This window comes from Carbonatibacter coralli (genome assembly GCF_039592655.1).
Classification (GTDB): domain Bacteria; phylum Pseudomonadota; class Alphaproteobacteria; order Kiloniellales; family Kiloniellaceae; genus Carbonatibacter; species Carbonatibacter coralli.
Window position 1 is genome coordinate 106577 of sequence record NZ_JBBUTJ010000001.1, and the last position, 15098, is coordinate 121674.

At 56.4% G+C, this 15098-nt stretch carries 12 protein-coding genes; 7 read left to right on the forward strand and 5 right to left on the reverse strand.

Features of this window, described 5'->3' with window-relative positions:
* Positions 1-44: 44 nt before the first annotated feature.
* Positions 45-1076, reverse strand: coding sequence for a YeeE/YedE family protein (locus tag AAAH10_RS00400; protein ID WP_343559353.1), 1032 nt, complete (start codon positions 1074-1076; stop codon positions 45-47).
* A 422-nt stretch (positions 1077-1498) separates the two neighbouring features.
* Here AAAH10_RS00400 and AAAH10_RS00405 point away from each other — a divergent pair, with 422 nt between their 5' ends.
* The 4 genes from AAAH10_RS00405 (at position 1499) to mdoH (ending at position 7701) form a co-directional block, all read left to right on the forward strand.
* Positions 1499-2860: a tetratricopeptide repeat protein gene (locus AAAH10_RS00405; RefSeq protein ID WP_343559355.1), complete on the forward strand. Its 1362-nt coding sequence runs from the start codon at positions 1499-1501 to the stop codon at positions 2858-2860.
* Positions 2861-2930: 70 nt separating this feature from the next.
* A complete protein-coding gene (locus tag AAAH10_RS00410; protein ID WP_343559357.1) occupies positions 2931-4181 on the forward strand; it encodes an OpgC family protein in 1251 nt (416 codons plus the stop codon).
* Between the two features lie 5 nt (positions 4182-4186).
* The gene (locus AAAH10_RS00415; RefSeq protein ID WP_343559359.1) at positions 4187-5749 is read left to right on the forward strand and encodes an OpgD/OpgG family glucan biosynthesis protein; all 1563 of its coding nucleotides are present in this window, start codon (positions 4187-4189) and stop codon (positions 5747-5749) included.
* Positions 5737-7701, forward strand: coding sequence for a glucans biosynthesis glucosyltransferase MdoH (gene mdoH / locus AAAH10_RS00420; protein WP_343559362.1), 1965 nt, complete (start codon positions 5737-5739; stop codon positions 7699-7701). The genes AAAH10_RS00415 and mdoH overlap by 13 nt, the downstream gene beginning before the upstream one ends.
* A 75-nt stretch (positions 7702-7776) precedes the next feature.
* Here mdoH and AAAH10_RS00425 read toward each other — a convergent pair whose 3' ends face one another.
* Positions 7777-9141 (reverse strand): cobyrinic acid a,c-diamide synthase CobB, encoded by a 1365-nt coding sequence (locus tag AAAH10_RS00425; protein ID WP_343559367.1) that lies wholly within the window; start codon positions 9139-9141, stop codon positions 7777-7779.
* Positions 9142-9165: 24 nt separating this feature from the next.
* The gene (gene cobA, locus AAAH10_RS00430) at positions 9166-10023 is read right to left on the reverse strand and encodes a uroporphyrinogen-III C-methyltransferase (RefSeq protein WP_343559370.1); all 858 of its coding nucleotides are present in this window, start codon (positions 10021-10023) and stop codon (positions 9166-9168) included.
* A gap of 94 nt (positions 10024-10117) precedes the next feature.
* On the opposite strand from cobA, the gene AAAH10_RS00435 reads away from it, so the two are divergent.
* Both AAAH10_RS00435 and AAAH10_RS00440 read left to right on the forward strand, forming a co-directional pair.
* Positions 10118-11368, forward strand: coding sequence for a cobalt-precorrin-5B (C(1))-methyltransferase (locus AAAH10_RS00435; protein ID WP_343559373.1), 1251 nt, complete (start codon positions 10118-10120; stop codon positions 11366-11368).
* Positions 11365-12123 (forward strand): cobalt-precorrin-6A reductase, encoded by a 759-nt coding sequence (locus tag AAAH10_RS00440; protein ID WP_343559376.1) that lies wholly within the window; start codon positions 11365-11367, stop codon positions 12121-12123. Before AAAH10_RS00435 ends, AAAH10_RS00440 begins: the two co-directional genes overlap by 4 nt.
* On the opposite strand, the gene AAAH10_RS00445 is transcribed toward AAAH10_RS00440, so the two are convergent.
* The gene (locus tag AAAH10_RS00445) at positions 12106-13008 is read right to left on the reverse strand and encodes a LysR family transcriptional regulator (protein WP_343559378.1); all 903 of its coding nucleotides are present in this window, start codon (positions 13006-13008) and stop codon (positions 12106-12108) included. The genes AAAH10_RS00440 and AAAH10_RS00445 overlap by 18 nt on opposite strands.
* A 156-nt stretch (positions 13009-13164) precedes the next feature.
* Between AAAH10_RS00445 and AAAH10_RS00450 the strand changes: the two genes are divergently transcribed.
* Positions 13165-14163 (forward strand): isopenicillin N synthase family dioxygenase, encoded by a 999-nt coding sequence (locus AAAH10_RS00450; protein ID WP_343559381.1) that lies wholly within the window; start codon positions 13165-13167, stop codon positions 14161-14163.
* Between the two features lie 102 nt (positions 14164-14265).
* Here the strand turns inward: AAAH10_RS00450 and AAAH10_RS00455 are convergent, their stop codons facing one another.
* Positions 14266-15030 (reverse strand): SDR family NAD(P)-dependent oxidoreductase, encoded by a 765-nt coding sequence (locus AAAH10_RS00455; protein WP_343559384.1) that lies wholly within the window; start codon positions 15028-15030, stop codon positions 14266-14268.
* Positions 15031-15098 lie beyond the last annotated feature (68 nt).

Sequence of the window (15098 nt, forward strand, 5' to 3'; positions counted from 1 at the left end):
CTAACAGAAAAGGCCGCATCATTCCATTGGACTGCGGCCTTTTTCTAGGCCTGCAGCAGGCCTCTTTTCAGGCGATCTCCGGTCACACTGCCCAGAAAACCGAAAAGCAGCCATCCCCAGCCGTGCAAACTGCCAGAGACAAGCCCGCCCAGATAAGCGCCAATGTTACAGCCATAAGCCAGACGTGCGCCATAGCCCATCAGCAAACCGCCCAGTACGGCTGTCAGGATCTCGCGCGGTGCAATTCTCAGCGTCGGGGCAAACTTCCCTGCAAGGGAAGCCGCAAAGAGAGCTCCTGCCATGATCCCGAAATTCATCACAGAGGTCGAATGTGTAAAAAGCGAGTTTTCCAGCGCGCCCCTTTGCCCTTTCCAGTAGGCCCAGTTCTGAACCTCGACACCAAGACCCGCGGCGATCTTGGCACCCCACAGGGCAAAGCCCGATGTAATGCCCCACGGCCGGGACAAAATCAGCAGGGTTGCAAGACTGACAACAGCCAGTGCGACAACACCCCAGCTCTTCGGCCACGGCCCCCGGACAAGCGTTGGCGTCGTGCTGTCCTGTTCCAGCACCCCATGCCTTCTTTTTTCCCACCAGCGGGAAAAGAGGAAAACACCGCCCAGCAAGGCAAGCAGGATGCCATAGGCACCAACTGCACCGAATTCCCGAACCAGCGAGACAGCAGGCAGACGGGGCCAGTTCCCCCAGATTTCGGAATGAGCTGTGGCCAGCAGTGATCCCGCGACAAAGAAAACCAGCGTGATCATCATACGCACCGAACCTCCGCCAGCTGTAAAGAGTGTCCCGGAAGCGCATCCCCCGCCGAACTGCATTCCGATGCCAAAGACAAAGGCTCCAAGGGCCGCAGCCACTCCGAAGGGAAACACAAAACCGCCAGCCTTCACCCCCCAAAGCCCGTCCGGGCTGATCAGGGGATAGGACACAAGCGCAACAAGAAGGATCAAAAGGATCTGCCAGCGCAGCCCCGCCCCCCTTGCCTCACTGTGGAATCGACGCCACGCAGAAGTAAAACCAAAGGATGCGTGATAGAGAGAGAATCCTGCAAACAAACCCACAGCGGTTGCTGCAAGCAGTCGGTCATTCCCTTTGTCCCAAACTTGCCACAACAACAAAAAAGTGATCAGAAAAGCCAGTATCAGGCCGTTTTTGTGAACATGCCGCCCCTTCGGACCGTCTGATGTCTGCAAAGCAGGAATTGACATGTCTTTTCCCTAAAATTATTTGAAAAAAGCTTCATGATCTTTCGTAAGAGTTGTGCTAGAGCACGCTAACACCATGATTCAGGTCAAGAGTTTGTCATATTCCCGTATGAGAATGTCTGAAAAGTCTCTCAAATGATCGTGAACATACGTGATGCGACACTGACAGGGATGTCAGATAGATAGTTTAATCGGACGGGTTGGAAAAAACATCGGATTTTTGCTGCCTTCCTGCGAATGCGACAGCGAAAAAACGAAAAGCGATAGGAATTCCAGAAATGGGTATGATGACAGCCAACGGTTATGAAGTTTCCCTGAAAAATGGTCAGACGTGTGCAAGCTGGGACGCAATGATCAAAGCCTTTCTGGCTCATTCAAGTGAAACACCGGTTCATCTGGGGGCTGTCCTGGAAGCAGAGCCCGAATTCGGAATGGGGCACGCCGTCAAGGGTCTGATGTGTCTGATGCTGGGGCGCAAGGAACTGATTGAAACAGCCCGTGACTGCGCAGGGAAAGCCCATCTCGCCCGTGAAGCCGGCGACATGAATGCAACAGAAGCACTCTATCTTTCGGCTCTTGATGTCTGGCTCGCAGGAAAGCCGTCTGTCGCCATCGAGGAAATCGAAAAGGTTCTGCGCAAACACCCCTATGATGCCCTCGCAGCAAAGATCAGCCACGGTATCCGCTTCATGCTGGGTGACAACCACGGCATGCGCAGCTCCATTGAAGCCATTATCTCTGCCTATAGCGAAGATCATCCCTACGCCGGTTACATCTCCGGCTGCTATTCCTTCGCGCTGGAGGAAACCGGCGACTATGCCCGGGCCGAGCGCTTCGGTCACAAGGGCGTCGAAATGGCCCCGGACGACGCCTGGGGCCTTCACTCTGTCGCGCACGTCTACGACATGACAGGACGCGCTGACACAGGTGTCCAGTGGCTTGGCAATCGTGCGTCATCCTGGGAACACTGCAACAACTTCGGCTATCACGTCTGGTGGCACCTTGCCCTGTTCCACCTTGATCGCGGCAAATACGACACTGTTCTGGACCTCTATGACCGCAAGGTACGTCTGGACCATACCGACGATTACCGCGACATCTCCAATGGAGCATCCATGCTCATGCGCCTCGAGCTTGAAGGCGTTGATGTCGGCAACCGCTGGGAAGAGCTGGCGAACCTGTCCGAAGGCCGGACAGATGACAACTGCGTGGTTTTCGCAGACCTCCACTACATGCTGTCCCTGCTTGGCGGGGATCGTGACGAAGCCGCCCGCCGCCTGATCAGCCAGATGGAACAGCAGGCTGCAAACTTGAACGGTGATATGGACTACATTGCCAAAGCTCCCGGTCTGGCTGCCGCACAGGGGCTGATGGCTTTCTCGGAAGGCAACCACAGCCTCGCTTTCAAACAGCTTGCCTCTGCACGCAACCTGATGCAAACAGTGGGCGGAAGCCATGCGCAGCGCGATGTCTTTGAACGTGTTACAATTGAAGCGGGTATCCGCGCCGGCGCTCTCCACGAAGTTGGGGAGATACTGACAGACCGCACAAAACTGCGCGGGGCCGAAGACAGCTACGCCCGCAAACGCACAGCATTTGTCCGTGAATTGTCACAACAAAATCTGATGGCCGGCGAGTAAAAGGCTTTTGAACCTCCAAAACCTCTAAAAGGTTCAAAAACAATACTTTAAAAAGCGACGACTTAAAAAAATGACTGGTTCCCAAACAACATCGGCACCTGCTGCACAGTCCGCAGCAGGACGACGCCCCAGAGACCCCCGACTGGATATCTTCCGCGGGCTGTCGATGTTCATCATCTTTATCGCCCACCTGCCAGGAAACAGCTGGACGCTCTGGATCCCTGCCCGCTTCGGTTTCTCCGATGCGACAGAAACCTTTGTGTTCTGTTCGGGCATGGCTTCCAGCTTTGCCTTTGCCTCTGTTTTCAAAAATCATGGCTGGTGGATGGGAACCGCCCGCATTTCACATCGCGTCTGGCAGGTTTACTGGGCCCAGATTGCAGTCTTCCTCGTCATTGCGGGGGGACTGGCCTTTTTGAATCTCCATACGGACGGGACATTCGATTACGTCAAGCAACTGAACCTGCATCATTTCTTCAATGATCCCATGCCGCAGCTGGTCGGCCTTTTCACCCTGACCTATGTGCCAAATCTCTTTGATATCCTCCCGATGTACATTGTGATTCTGGCCCTGATCCCGGCTGTGATGTTCTTTGCACGCATTCACCTGCTCGCTGTGCTGGCCTTTGTTGTCGGGCTGTGGCTTCTTGCACAGTACCGTCTGGTTGAATTCCCCGCGGAACCCTGGTCTGACCGGATCTGGTATTTCAATCCGCTGGGCTGGCAGCTTGTGTTCTTTACCGGCTTTGCCTTCGGACTGGGCTGGCTGAAGGTTCCTGCCCTGGACAAGCGCCTTGTCTGGCTTTGTGCAGCAATTGTTGTTGCCATCATTCCTCTCGACTTCCATCTCTTCCACAAGGCCTTCCCTGAAATCAAGGCCTTCTGGCAGAGCGAACTGGTCCCGGTCTGGATCAACAAGACCCACTTTGGCCTGTTCCGTTTTATACACTTCCTGGCAACAGCCTACCTCGCCTGGGCAGCCTTCGAGGTTTACGGGCACCGCCTGATGCAGGGCAGAACAGGACAGTTCTTCAACATTATTCGCAAGGTCGGACAGCAATCCCTTGCCGTCTTCCTGATGGGGCTGGTCGCATCTTGGTTCCTGGGTCTTGCGCTCAAGGAAATGGGACGTACCGGCCTGAACACAGCCCTGTTCAACCTGCTTGGCTTCGCAATTCTGATCGCAACGGCCTACATTGTGTCCTGGTTCAAGGGACAGCCCTGGCGCAAGAAACCCGAACCCCGGGTTTCCGAAGACAGGACACAGACAGAAACATCCCCGTCTGCACTTCCTGCCGCCAAGCACATGAGAGATGCCTGAGCACCATGACCATTGATCGTCGCACCTTCATGACCCTTATGGGATTGTCGTCCCTGGCCCCTTCTCTGGTTGGACAGGCCATGGCTTCAGACCAGCCTCCCGCAACCGGTGACGCTTCTGTAAAGCTGGGAACAGCCGAGAGCTTCTCCCTGGAGGGACTGATTGAAAAGGCGCGTCTGCTCTCTCAGCAGCCCTACAGTCCTCCTCAGAAGGTTCCAGAGGAATGGGGGCAGCTGTCCTATGACGAGTACAAGGGCATCCTCTCCCGGCACGACACAGCCCTGTGGCACGAGGAAGATAGTGAATATCAGGTTCAGTTCTTTGCACCGGGGTTCCTCTACAAGGAAACGATCAATCTGAACATTGTCGAAGGTGACGAGGCCCGCAGGGTGCTGTTCAACAGGAACATGTTCACCTACGCAGACAACGTGCCGGATCTGCCGTTTGACGAAACAATCGGCCTGTCCGGTTTCCGCCTGCACACCTATATCAACGAACCGCACTACGCAGCCGAGTTTGTCGTGTTCCAGGGGGCCAGCTATTTCCGCGGTCTGGGGCGCAATCACTGGTACGGCAATTCCGCACGCGGGCTTGCCATTGACACCGGTGAACCCTGGGGCGAGGAATTCCCGGACTTTACAGATTTCTGGCTGGAAAAGCCTGCTCCCGATGCGCAGTCCATCCGTGTTCATGCCCTGATGAATTCAAAGCGGATCACCGGATGCTACAGCTTCGACATCACACCGGATGACAGCACAAAGATGAAAATCTCCTGTCACCTCTTCCCCCGCGCAGAACTGCGCCACGTCGGCATTGCCCCGCTGACGAGCATGTTCCTCTTTGACGAGACAGACCACCTGCGCTTTGACGATTTCCGTCCGACAGAACACGACAGTGACGGCCTGATGATCCTGAACGGCAACGGCGAGTATCTCTGGCGCCAGCTCGCAAATCCCGTCCACCTGCAGATCAGTGCCTTCCGGGATGAAAACCCCAGGGGATTCGGCCTGATGCAGCGTTCGCGGGACTTCAGGGACTTTCAGGATCTGGACTTCCGTTATGAATCCCGCCCATCGCTTTGGGTGACACCCAAAGGTGAGTGGGGCAAGGGTGCTGTCACACTTGTCGAAATTCCGAGTATCGATTCCACCAATGACAACATTGCCGCCTACTGGCGACCGGATGAACCCCTGATGCCAGGTGAACAGTACTCCCTCGCCTATGATCTCGACTGGTGCTGGGAAGCTCCGATCAAGCATCCCTTGTCTAAAGTCGAAGGCACCATTATAAGCAAGCACCGTCAGGGTGGCCGGATGGTCATGGTTGACTTTGCCGCACACGAGGGACTTCCGGACGATCTGGACGAAATCACCCTGGACAACCGTTCCACACCGGCCGGCAAGATCAAGTCATGGAGCCTGCGTAAAAACTGGCACACAGGCGGCATTCGTCTCACGTTCCACTTTGATCCCCAGACAGATCGCTGGTCTGACCTGCGCGCACAGCTGCGCCACAGGGAAACCGGCAAACCTCTCAGCGAAGTATGGCTTTATCGATGGACAGTCTGAACACGCAAAACGAAAACAGCTTTGCTCGTGAAGTTCCTGTAACTGCCGATGCAGAAACAGGAAAGCTGTTGCGTCTGCCCCAAAGGCCTTCGGACTGGATGCCCGAAGCTGCGCCTCTGGCAATGGAACCACAGTGCCTGAAAAACGGTTTCGTTGATCCTGAAGGCCCCGGTGTTATCCGGCAAAAGCGGATCCTGTCGCTGCGATTTTTCTGCATCAGCCTTCTGGCCGCAATCGTCTGCTGGTTCTCCCTGACAATCCATGACGTGCTTGCCCCGCAGGGTTTTGCCGGTCTGGAGATCATGATGATGATCTTCTTTGTGTTCAGCATTGTCGGACTGGGGATCGGCTTTGTGAACGCCTTGCTTGGCTTTGGCATGGCATCCTATCAGGGCCTCATTGGCCTTTTCAGACGGGAACAGGCCAGAACCGAAAAACAGTCCGATGACCTGAACGTCGCCATTTTACTGCCGCTCTATCACGAAGCGCCGGAGATGGTCTTTGGCAATGCCGTTGCCATGATAAACTCCCTGACAGCCGCTGACAGTCGCCATCGCTACAGCCTGTTTTTCCTGTCCGACACACGCGACGAGCAGGATGTCAGACAGGAAAAGAAAGCCTTTCTGTGGGCCCGCCAGCAGGTCGCAGCCACAGCGCGGCTGTTCTATCGCCACAGGGAGAACAACACAGGCCGCAAGGCAGGCAACCTGAAGGACTGGATCACCCGCTGGGGCGCAAACTATGATGCAATGCTGGTGCTGGACGCCGACAGTCTGCTGACCCGTCAGACCATTTTGAACCTGACGGATGAACTGGCTTCCGACCCGGCTCTCGGACTGGTGCAATCTGTTCCGCGCATCGTTCGCTCAAAAGCCATTTTCCCGCGCCTCCAGCAGTTCGCAACAGCACTCTACGGTCCCCTGCTGGCCAAGGGCTTCAGTGCCTGGGCCGGACGGGAAAGCAACTACTGGGGCCACAACGCAATTATGCGCACAGCCGTCTTTGCCCGCTGTGCAGACCTTCCCCACCGCGAAGGCAAATCGGTCCTCAACGGTGCCATTCTCAGCCATGATTTTGTCGAGGCCGCCCTTCTTTCACGCGCAGGATGGTCCGTCAAGCTGCTTGCGGGAGAGACCGGTTCCTATGAGGAAAGCCCTCCGAGCTTTATTGACTATCTGGTTCGCGACCGCCGCTGGTGTCAGGGCAACCTGCAGCATCTGGGACTGATCTTCGGCGCAGGCCTGCGTTCGGCAAACCGTTTCCACATGCTGCACGGCGCCATGTCCTACATTGCATCCTTCTTCTGGCTGGGCTTCCTGCTCGCCGGTGCTCTGGTTGCGCTTTATGCCGGATCAGCCCCTGTTGACTATTTCCCGGAACCCTACAGCTTTATGCCACGCTGGCCCGTGATGGACAGTGCCATGGCGCAGGAACTGCTTGTCATGACACTTGCCCTGCTCTTTGCGCCAAAGCTTCTGGGTGTCACCCATGCCATTCTCACAGATCCCCTGATGCGTCAGTGGGGCGGATGGCATCGTTTCCTGCCCTCCCTGACAGGCGAACTGCTTCTTTCTGCCCTGATGGCGCCAAGCATGATGATCCAGCATGTTCTGATCATTGTCCGCATTCTGATGGGCCGCGATGCAGGCTGGGCACCTCAACAGCGTGAAGGAAGCCAGACAGCCTTTGCCACAGTGCTGCGTTTCCATGCTGTTGAAACAGTTCTCGGTCTGATCATGATTGCCGGTATCGTTACAGGCATCCTGACACCCCAGCTTGTTCTGATCGCAGCCTGTATGATCATTGCCGCGCCTCTGTCATGGCTGACGCAAAAAGCCCTTCCACAACGTAGTCTCTTTGCCACACCGGAAGATATGAAGGAGCCGGAGGTCCTGCGCGCTGCAAGGGATCACAGCCTGTCACTTCAGCAATACATGAAGCAGGCTTCCTGACAGTTCACAAATCAAAGCCGGAGTGAATCACCCCGCCGGACTCGGATGCGACTCGGATGCACGCTGCAAGGCTAATCAACCCACGAAACGGTCCAGCAGATGGATGTAGGATCCCATCACGGTTCCCGACTGGCAGCCCACCTGCCCAAGATCGGTTCCAGCGGCATCCTGCACGGAGAAAAGCGGCCGGGTCCTTTCGTCGAATTCGTCACCGACAACAGTCGAGTAATGAAATTCATGGGCTCTGTAGGATGAGCCTGCAGACCCCAGAACAGAATCCGCCAGACACTCGACCTGTCGATAGCCCAGCGCCCGCTTTCTGACGGCAAAGGATGTCTTGACGGGCAGAAGGCCTGCCATGGCGTGGGCCTGCCCGTGTTTGTCAATCAGGCGCTTGCCCAGTGTCATATAGCCACCGCACTCGCCATAGATATTGGCTCCGCGTCCGGCGGCCTGTCTCAGTCCCTCCATAAAGAGGGAACTGGATGCCAGCTTGCCTGCGTAAAGCTCGGGATAACCACCCGGCAGATAGATCCCGTCACTGTTTCCCGCCGGTGCTTCGTCCTTGAGCGGAGAGAAAAAGGACAGCTCACACCCTTGCGCCTTCCAGCTTTCCAGCACGGCCGGATAGGCAAAGGCGTAGGCCACATCCCTGGCAATCGCGATACGTTGCCCGAGCGCAGGCAGAAGAAACGGTTGTTCCTGTGTCACGGGGGCAGGATTTGCAAGTTGACCGTCCTGAGCAAGGCGGGCCAGGGCGTCACAGTCAACTTCCCGGCTGATCTGGTCCGCAGCGCGATCCAGAAAGGCTTCGATCTCCGGATGTTCCGCAGCCTGCACGAGTCCGAGATGACGCTCCGGCAGGGCGACATCCTCCTTGCGACTGACGTGCCCCAAAATCGGAATGTTCAGGCCTTCGCAGGCCTCTTCAAGCAAGCGGGCATGTCGCGGGGAGCCAACCCTGTTGAAGATCACACCCGAGACCCGGACATCCCTGTGAAAGGTTGCAAAGCCATGAACCAGCGCCGCTGCCGATGCCGACATTCCCATCACATCAACGACCAGAACAACAGGCCAGCCTGTCAGCTTTGCCAGCGAAGCCGTTGAACCGGCACCTCCCGGGCCTCCGTCAAAGAGCCCCATGACACCTTCAGCCAGAATCCAGTCGGCCCCGTCCTGCTCCGGAGTCCCCAGAAGGGCACATTCGGCAACGGAACGAAGCGTCTCGGCGCGCATGGCCCATGAATCCATCGAATAACAGGGCCGCCCGCTGGCTGTGGAATGAAAGGCAGGATCAATGTAATCCGGCCCAGTCTTGACCGGCGCAACCTTCATGCCCTGATTGCGAAAATGGCGATGCAGCGCCAGGGTCAGGGTCGTCTTGCCGCTACCGGATGACGGAGCCGCGATGATCAGTCCGCGCAAGGAGTTGTCCACCATGCTCTTCTCCGCCGTTCACTCTGTTCAGGCTGACTCTGCGTGAGGATAATCCCTGTTCAGGGGATCGGAAACGAGAACACGTCCCTCCTGCAGAGCGCCCAGCCAGTCCAGCCCGGCTCTCATGCGGACCACATCGCCAATCACGACAAGCGACGGTGGCTGAATGCCCTTTTCAACAACATCACGGGCACAGGTTCCCAGCGTTGTTTCATAGACCTTCTGCTCCGTCGTACTGGCAGAGGTCACAATACCGACAGGCTCATCCGGAGAACGACCGTATTCCATCAGCAGGGTTGCAATGTTGTCGATATACTTGATGGCCATGTAGAGAACGATCACAGGCGATCCGGTTGCAATCCCCTTCCAGTCGAGGTTTTCCGGCACACGGCCGGAGGCTGAATGCCCGGTGACAAAGGTCACTGCAGAATTGCACTCCCGGTGCGTGACCGGAATACCGGCATAGGCCAGTCCCCCGATTCCACTGGAAATGCCCGGGACAATCCGGAAGGGGACCTTGTGCTCGACCAGCGTCAGCGCTTCCTCTCCACCACGCCCGAAGACGAAGGGATCACCTCCCTTCAGACGCAGAACCCGCTTGCCCTGTCTGGCCAGTTGAACAAGACGCATGGAAATATCCGCCTGCTTTGGCGATGGCTTGCCGCCGCGCTTGCCGGCAAATTCCAGCTCGGCACCGGTACGGGCCATTTTGAGGATATCCTCGGAAACCAGAGCGTCATAAACGATGACGTCGGCAGAACGCAGAGCATGCAATCCGTAAAGTGTCAGAAGACCGGCATCACCGGGGCCACCCCCGACAAGCCAGACCCAGCCTTCCTGAAACTCGGGAAAATCAAGCGGTAAATCCAGGCTCTGCTTTTCCATCTGCAATACAATCCTTCTCGTATGACTTTTCTTGGGATATGAAAGTCTGTAGAGGGTTAAACACTTGTGACACGCTTTAACAGGACAAGCCGCAATGGTCCAGAGGCCAGATGATCATAGCACAAATGAAGCTGCAGCTGATCAGGAACACAACCAGCTCCGGCGGGGCTGGACAACAGGCTCCTGCGCAACTGCCGCGTCACGTGCAGCCTTTGAAGCCCTGCTGACAGGTCATTTCCCTGATCCCGTCACCATCACACTCCCCAATCAAAGCAGGGTTGCCTTTGCGCTCTGTACAGAAGAACTCCTTCCGAAAGCGCACAGGGCCGAGGCCTCTGTGATCAAGGACGCCGGTGATGATCCGGATGTCACGCATCTGGCTAAAATCTGCGCCTCTGTCACCTTTGGCTTGTCAGGAAGCGGCATTCGTTTTGTTGCTGGCGAAGGGGTCGGCACCGTGACCAAACCCGGACTGCCCATTCCCCCCGGAGAACCTGCTGTCAATCCTGTCCCGCGGCAGATGATTCAAAATAACGTGAAAGAAGTCCTGCAAACCCTTCAGGATGAAAATCATCCGGCCCTCGACAAGCTCACCTTTGACGCTGAAGGCAACCCCGACATTGAAGTAACCCTCTCCATTCCCGGCGGAGAGGAACTGGCACAGAAAACCTGGAACCCGCGGCTGGGTATTCTCGGCGGCCTTTCCATTCTGGGAACAACCGGTGTGGTGATCCCTTTCAGCTGTTCCAGCTGGATTCACTCCATCCACCGCGGAATTGACGTCGCCCTTGCAAACAACCGCCCTCATGTTGCCGGCTGTACGGGCCATGCTTCCGAAAAAGCGGTCCAGAAATTCTACGGACTTGAAGACAGCGACATGCTGGATATGGGGGATTTCGCAGGGGGTATGCTGAAGTATCTGCGGCGGCACCCCGTTCCCCGTCTGACGATTGGAGGAGGCTTCGGGAAACTGACCAAGCTCGCCATGGGGCATATGGATCTCCACTCCAGCAGATCCCAGGTTGATATGGGCTGGCTTGTGGATCGCGTTGTCGAACTGCTGGACGAGAACCCGGAACTTGAAGCTCCGGATGATCTGCCTGCCCGGATTCAAAACGCCAACACAGCCAATCAGGTGCTCGGTCTTTGTGAGGCTCTGCACATCCCCCTTGGGGAGAGGGTCGCAACCCTGGCACGGGATCAGGCTCTGGCTGTTCTCAACCGGGACGATGAAAAGGCCGACAGAAGCAGACAGCCCGAAACAACAGTCGATGTCATTCTGATAACACGCGCTGGCGAAATCGTTGCCCGCAGTCCCGAGGCCTCAGGATCAAAACAGAAATGACCCCCTCTCCCCGCACCATCCTCATCCTTGGCGGCACGCCGGAGGCCTATGCCCTGGCGCAGAGGCTCGTCCTGGAACAAAGAGACCAGAAACGCATTATCACCTCCCGTGCAGGCGTCACCAGAGCCAGAAGTACAATCGCAGGTGAAGAGCGGCTCGGAGGCTTTGGCGGGCTTGAAGGCTTCAGGAACTATCTGCTCCGTGAAAAGATCGACTTTGTTGTGGATGGCACCCACCCCTTTGCAGAGCGTATGACAGAAACGGCCTTTTCCGTTTGCCGGGACCTGGGCATCGGTCACTGTCTCCTGCAACGTCCGGAATGGGAGGCAACAGAAGACGACAACTGGATATCCTGCAAACACCTTCAGGACGCCGCACAAAAGCTCGCAGCGCTTGAGCAGCCCCAGACTGTTCTTCTCACCACCGGTCAAAAGGAGCTGCCGCTCTTCTGCCAGAACCCGAAGCACTCCGTTCTTGCCAGAATGATTGAAGCCCCGGACTTTTCAGAAGAGTCAAAACCCGGAAATCTCAGTGTCCTTCTCAGCCGCGGCCCCTTTGACGAGCACAGTGAACTCTCCCTGCTTCAATCCGCAGGGATCACCCTTATTGTCACGAAGAATGCCGGGGGAGAGGGCACAACCGGGAAACTGAAGGCCGCCCGGACGCTCGGCCTTCCCGTCCTCATGATTGACCGCCCTGCCCTGCCGCCTGCTTCAAGGGTTTTCCGGACCGCTGAATCAGTTGAAATCGGGTGATGCCTTCGCCTCGGCCAGCAACCAGTCCCGAAGTTTGGAGACCTTCTCCGAACTGGAATTGCGGGTTTCGATATAATAGATGTGCGGCGCTTCAATCGACACCTCAAGCACCTGGACGAGTGCCCCGGTCTTTCTCAGCTGACGGGTCAGTTTTTCCCATCCCAGGATAAAGCCAATGTCATCCTGCGCTGCATGAAGGGCCACGATGTAATTGTCGACAAAGGTGCCTCGCCTGTAGCTCCCCTGATACCCCAGACGTTCGGCCCATTCCTGCCAGCTTGTCCAGTTCAGCAGGTTGTCGTTCAAGTGGATCAGCGGAACATTTTCAAAGTCTTCCAGATTGCGAACACTGTACTTCTCTGCAACCGCAGGACTGGCAAGGGCAATGATCCTGTCCCCGAAGAGCGGAAAACAGTTCTGGGAGTTCGCAGGCATCTCCCCGTAGTTGATGAGCAGATCAACACCGTCCGAGGCCTCGACCTTGTCCATCACGTGCTGGGTGACCTGAATGTCGGGATGGTCCTTCCAGAAACGCGCCAGACGGGAAGTGAGCCAGAGAGAGGACACCGCCGAGGTTGCCTGAATCACAACCGGAGCATCATGGGCCGCACGTTTCAGGCGCTGCACACCATCAGCCATCTCCTCGAAGCCTCTTTGCAGGGAAACAAAAAGCAGGGCACCGGCCTCTGTCAGAACGACACCCCGCTGTTTTCTGTGAAAAAGCAGCTGCCCCAGTTCGGCTTCCAGCGCCTTGACCTGATGACTGACAGCCGCCGGCGTCACATTCAGTTCTCGGGACGCTTCCTTGAAGGAAACATGCCGCGCAGCAGCCTCGAAACTGGCCAGGGCACTGAGAGGGGGTAAATCGTAGGGACGCTTTGCCATAGTGTATCTTTCCCGCAAAATGGGGATAATGTTTTTATCGTTATGATCACACCCCATATCAGATTAGAAAAACTAAACAATGGTGAATTTAATCACCGTTGTATACATATAAAATACCAGACATCACTGTCTTATCAAGACAGGAGACATGCTGAAATGACTCAATCCCCTCTTTCCATGCTGGATGATAGCCTGAGAGCGACACGCCAGAACTTTGATTCCATCCCCGTGATCGATATTGCCCCTCTGATTGACGGATCAGACCCGGACAAGGTTGCCGGAGAGATCAACTGGGCCCTGACCAATGTTGGTTTCATGTACGTCAAAAATCACGGCACACCGGATGCCGTGGTGCAAAATACCTTTGCCGAAGCACGCGCCTTCTTTGATCTTCCGCTTGAGGAAAAGATGGACCTGCACATCAGCAAATCCGGCACAGCCCTGCGCGGTTATATCGAAATGTTCGGAGAAAACACCGATCCGGCCAAGACAAAGGATTTCAAGGAATGCTTTGATATTGGTCCGGAGACAGCAGATTCCGTGACACCCTTTTTCGGTCCGAATCTCTGGCCGGAAAGCCGTCCGCAGTTCCGCGAGGCTGTCTATGGCTATCACGAGGCCATGAAGGTTCTCTCGAAAATCCTGCTCCAGGGTATCGCCAGAAGTCTCGACCTTGCGCCGGATTTCTTCGAGAGCAGGATGAAAAACCCGATTTCCATCCAGCGTCTGCTGCACTATCCGCCCCAGACCGGGAAGATCGACGAGAGTGTGATGGGGATCGGCGCGCACACGGATTACGGCAATCTCACCATCCTTGCACAGGATGACGTTGGTGGCCTGCAGGTGATGAACCGCGAAGGCCAGTGGGTCGAAGGTCCGCCGGTTCCCGGCACCTTTGTCATCAACATCGGCGACCTAGTCCAGCGCCTGACCAATGACCGGTACCTCGCGAACCTGCACCGTGTGGTCAACACCTCCGGACGCGAACGCTATTCCATCCCGTTCTTCATCGATGCCGATTTCGATGCAGAGTTCGGACCTCTTGCGCAGTGTGTGACCCCGGAGCGCCCTGCACAGTACGAGACCGTCACCTGCGGGCAGCACAAGTTCGGACGCTTCAGGGCAAGCTACGCCCACCTGAAAGACGCGTCCTGACTTTCAGAACAGCGCTTTCGGCCAGCAGGCACAAAAAAGGGCAGCGCACAGCTGCCCTTTTCCCTGTTTGGAACCGGCAGATCAGCCCCTGCCCCGATATCCCTAATCCGCAGTCCAGCCTCCATCGACCAGCAGGGATGTGCCCGTGATCATCGCAGAGGCATCGGACGCCAGAAAGAGAACTGGCCCCATCAGGTCCTCGATCTCGGCAACACGCCCCAGCTTGATCTTGCTCTCAATCCACCTGATCTTGTCCGGATCATCAAAGGTCGGCTTCGTCAAAGGAGTTCGGACAAAGGTCGGGCAAACTGTGTTGACGCGAATCCCCTTCTGGCCCAGTTCGATGGCCATGGCTTTGGAAAAGCCCTCCACACCGGATTTCGACGCGCAATAAACAGCGCGTTCCATTCCGCCAACATGCGCCATCTGGGAAGAGATATTGACAATGCTTCCCCTTCTGCCTGCGTCTATCATCCCCTGCGCTACAGCCTGCGTGAGGAAATAGGCCCCGCGCAGGTTCAGGTCCATCACAGCATCATAGTCAGCCGTTTCGGTCTCGACGGCCAGACTGTGCCTTGCCGTACCCGCGCTGTTGACCAGAATGTCAAAGGGACCAAGCTCCCTGACCTGCTGCGCTGTTCTTTCCTGATCTGCGACGTCCAGAACCACACCTTCCGCTTTCCAGCCCTGCTCTCTGAGCAGGTCAACTGTCTGCATGACCTGCGCTTCCCGGCGGGCTGCAACCCGGACTTCAGCGCCTGCTTCTGCAAGCGCAACCGAGCATCCCAGCCCAATGCCGGACGTGCCACCCGCAACGAGTGCCTTGCGACCATCCAGACGGAAAGACGGAGTTCTGGGCAAGGTCATGAGTTCGATCCCTTCAGCTTGATATAAAAAGAAAAAAGCCGGATCAGGCTATCTGATCCGGCTCCTGC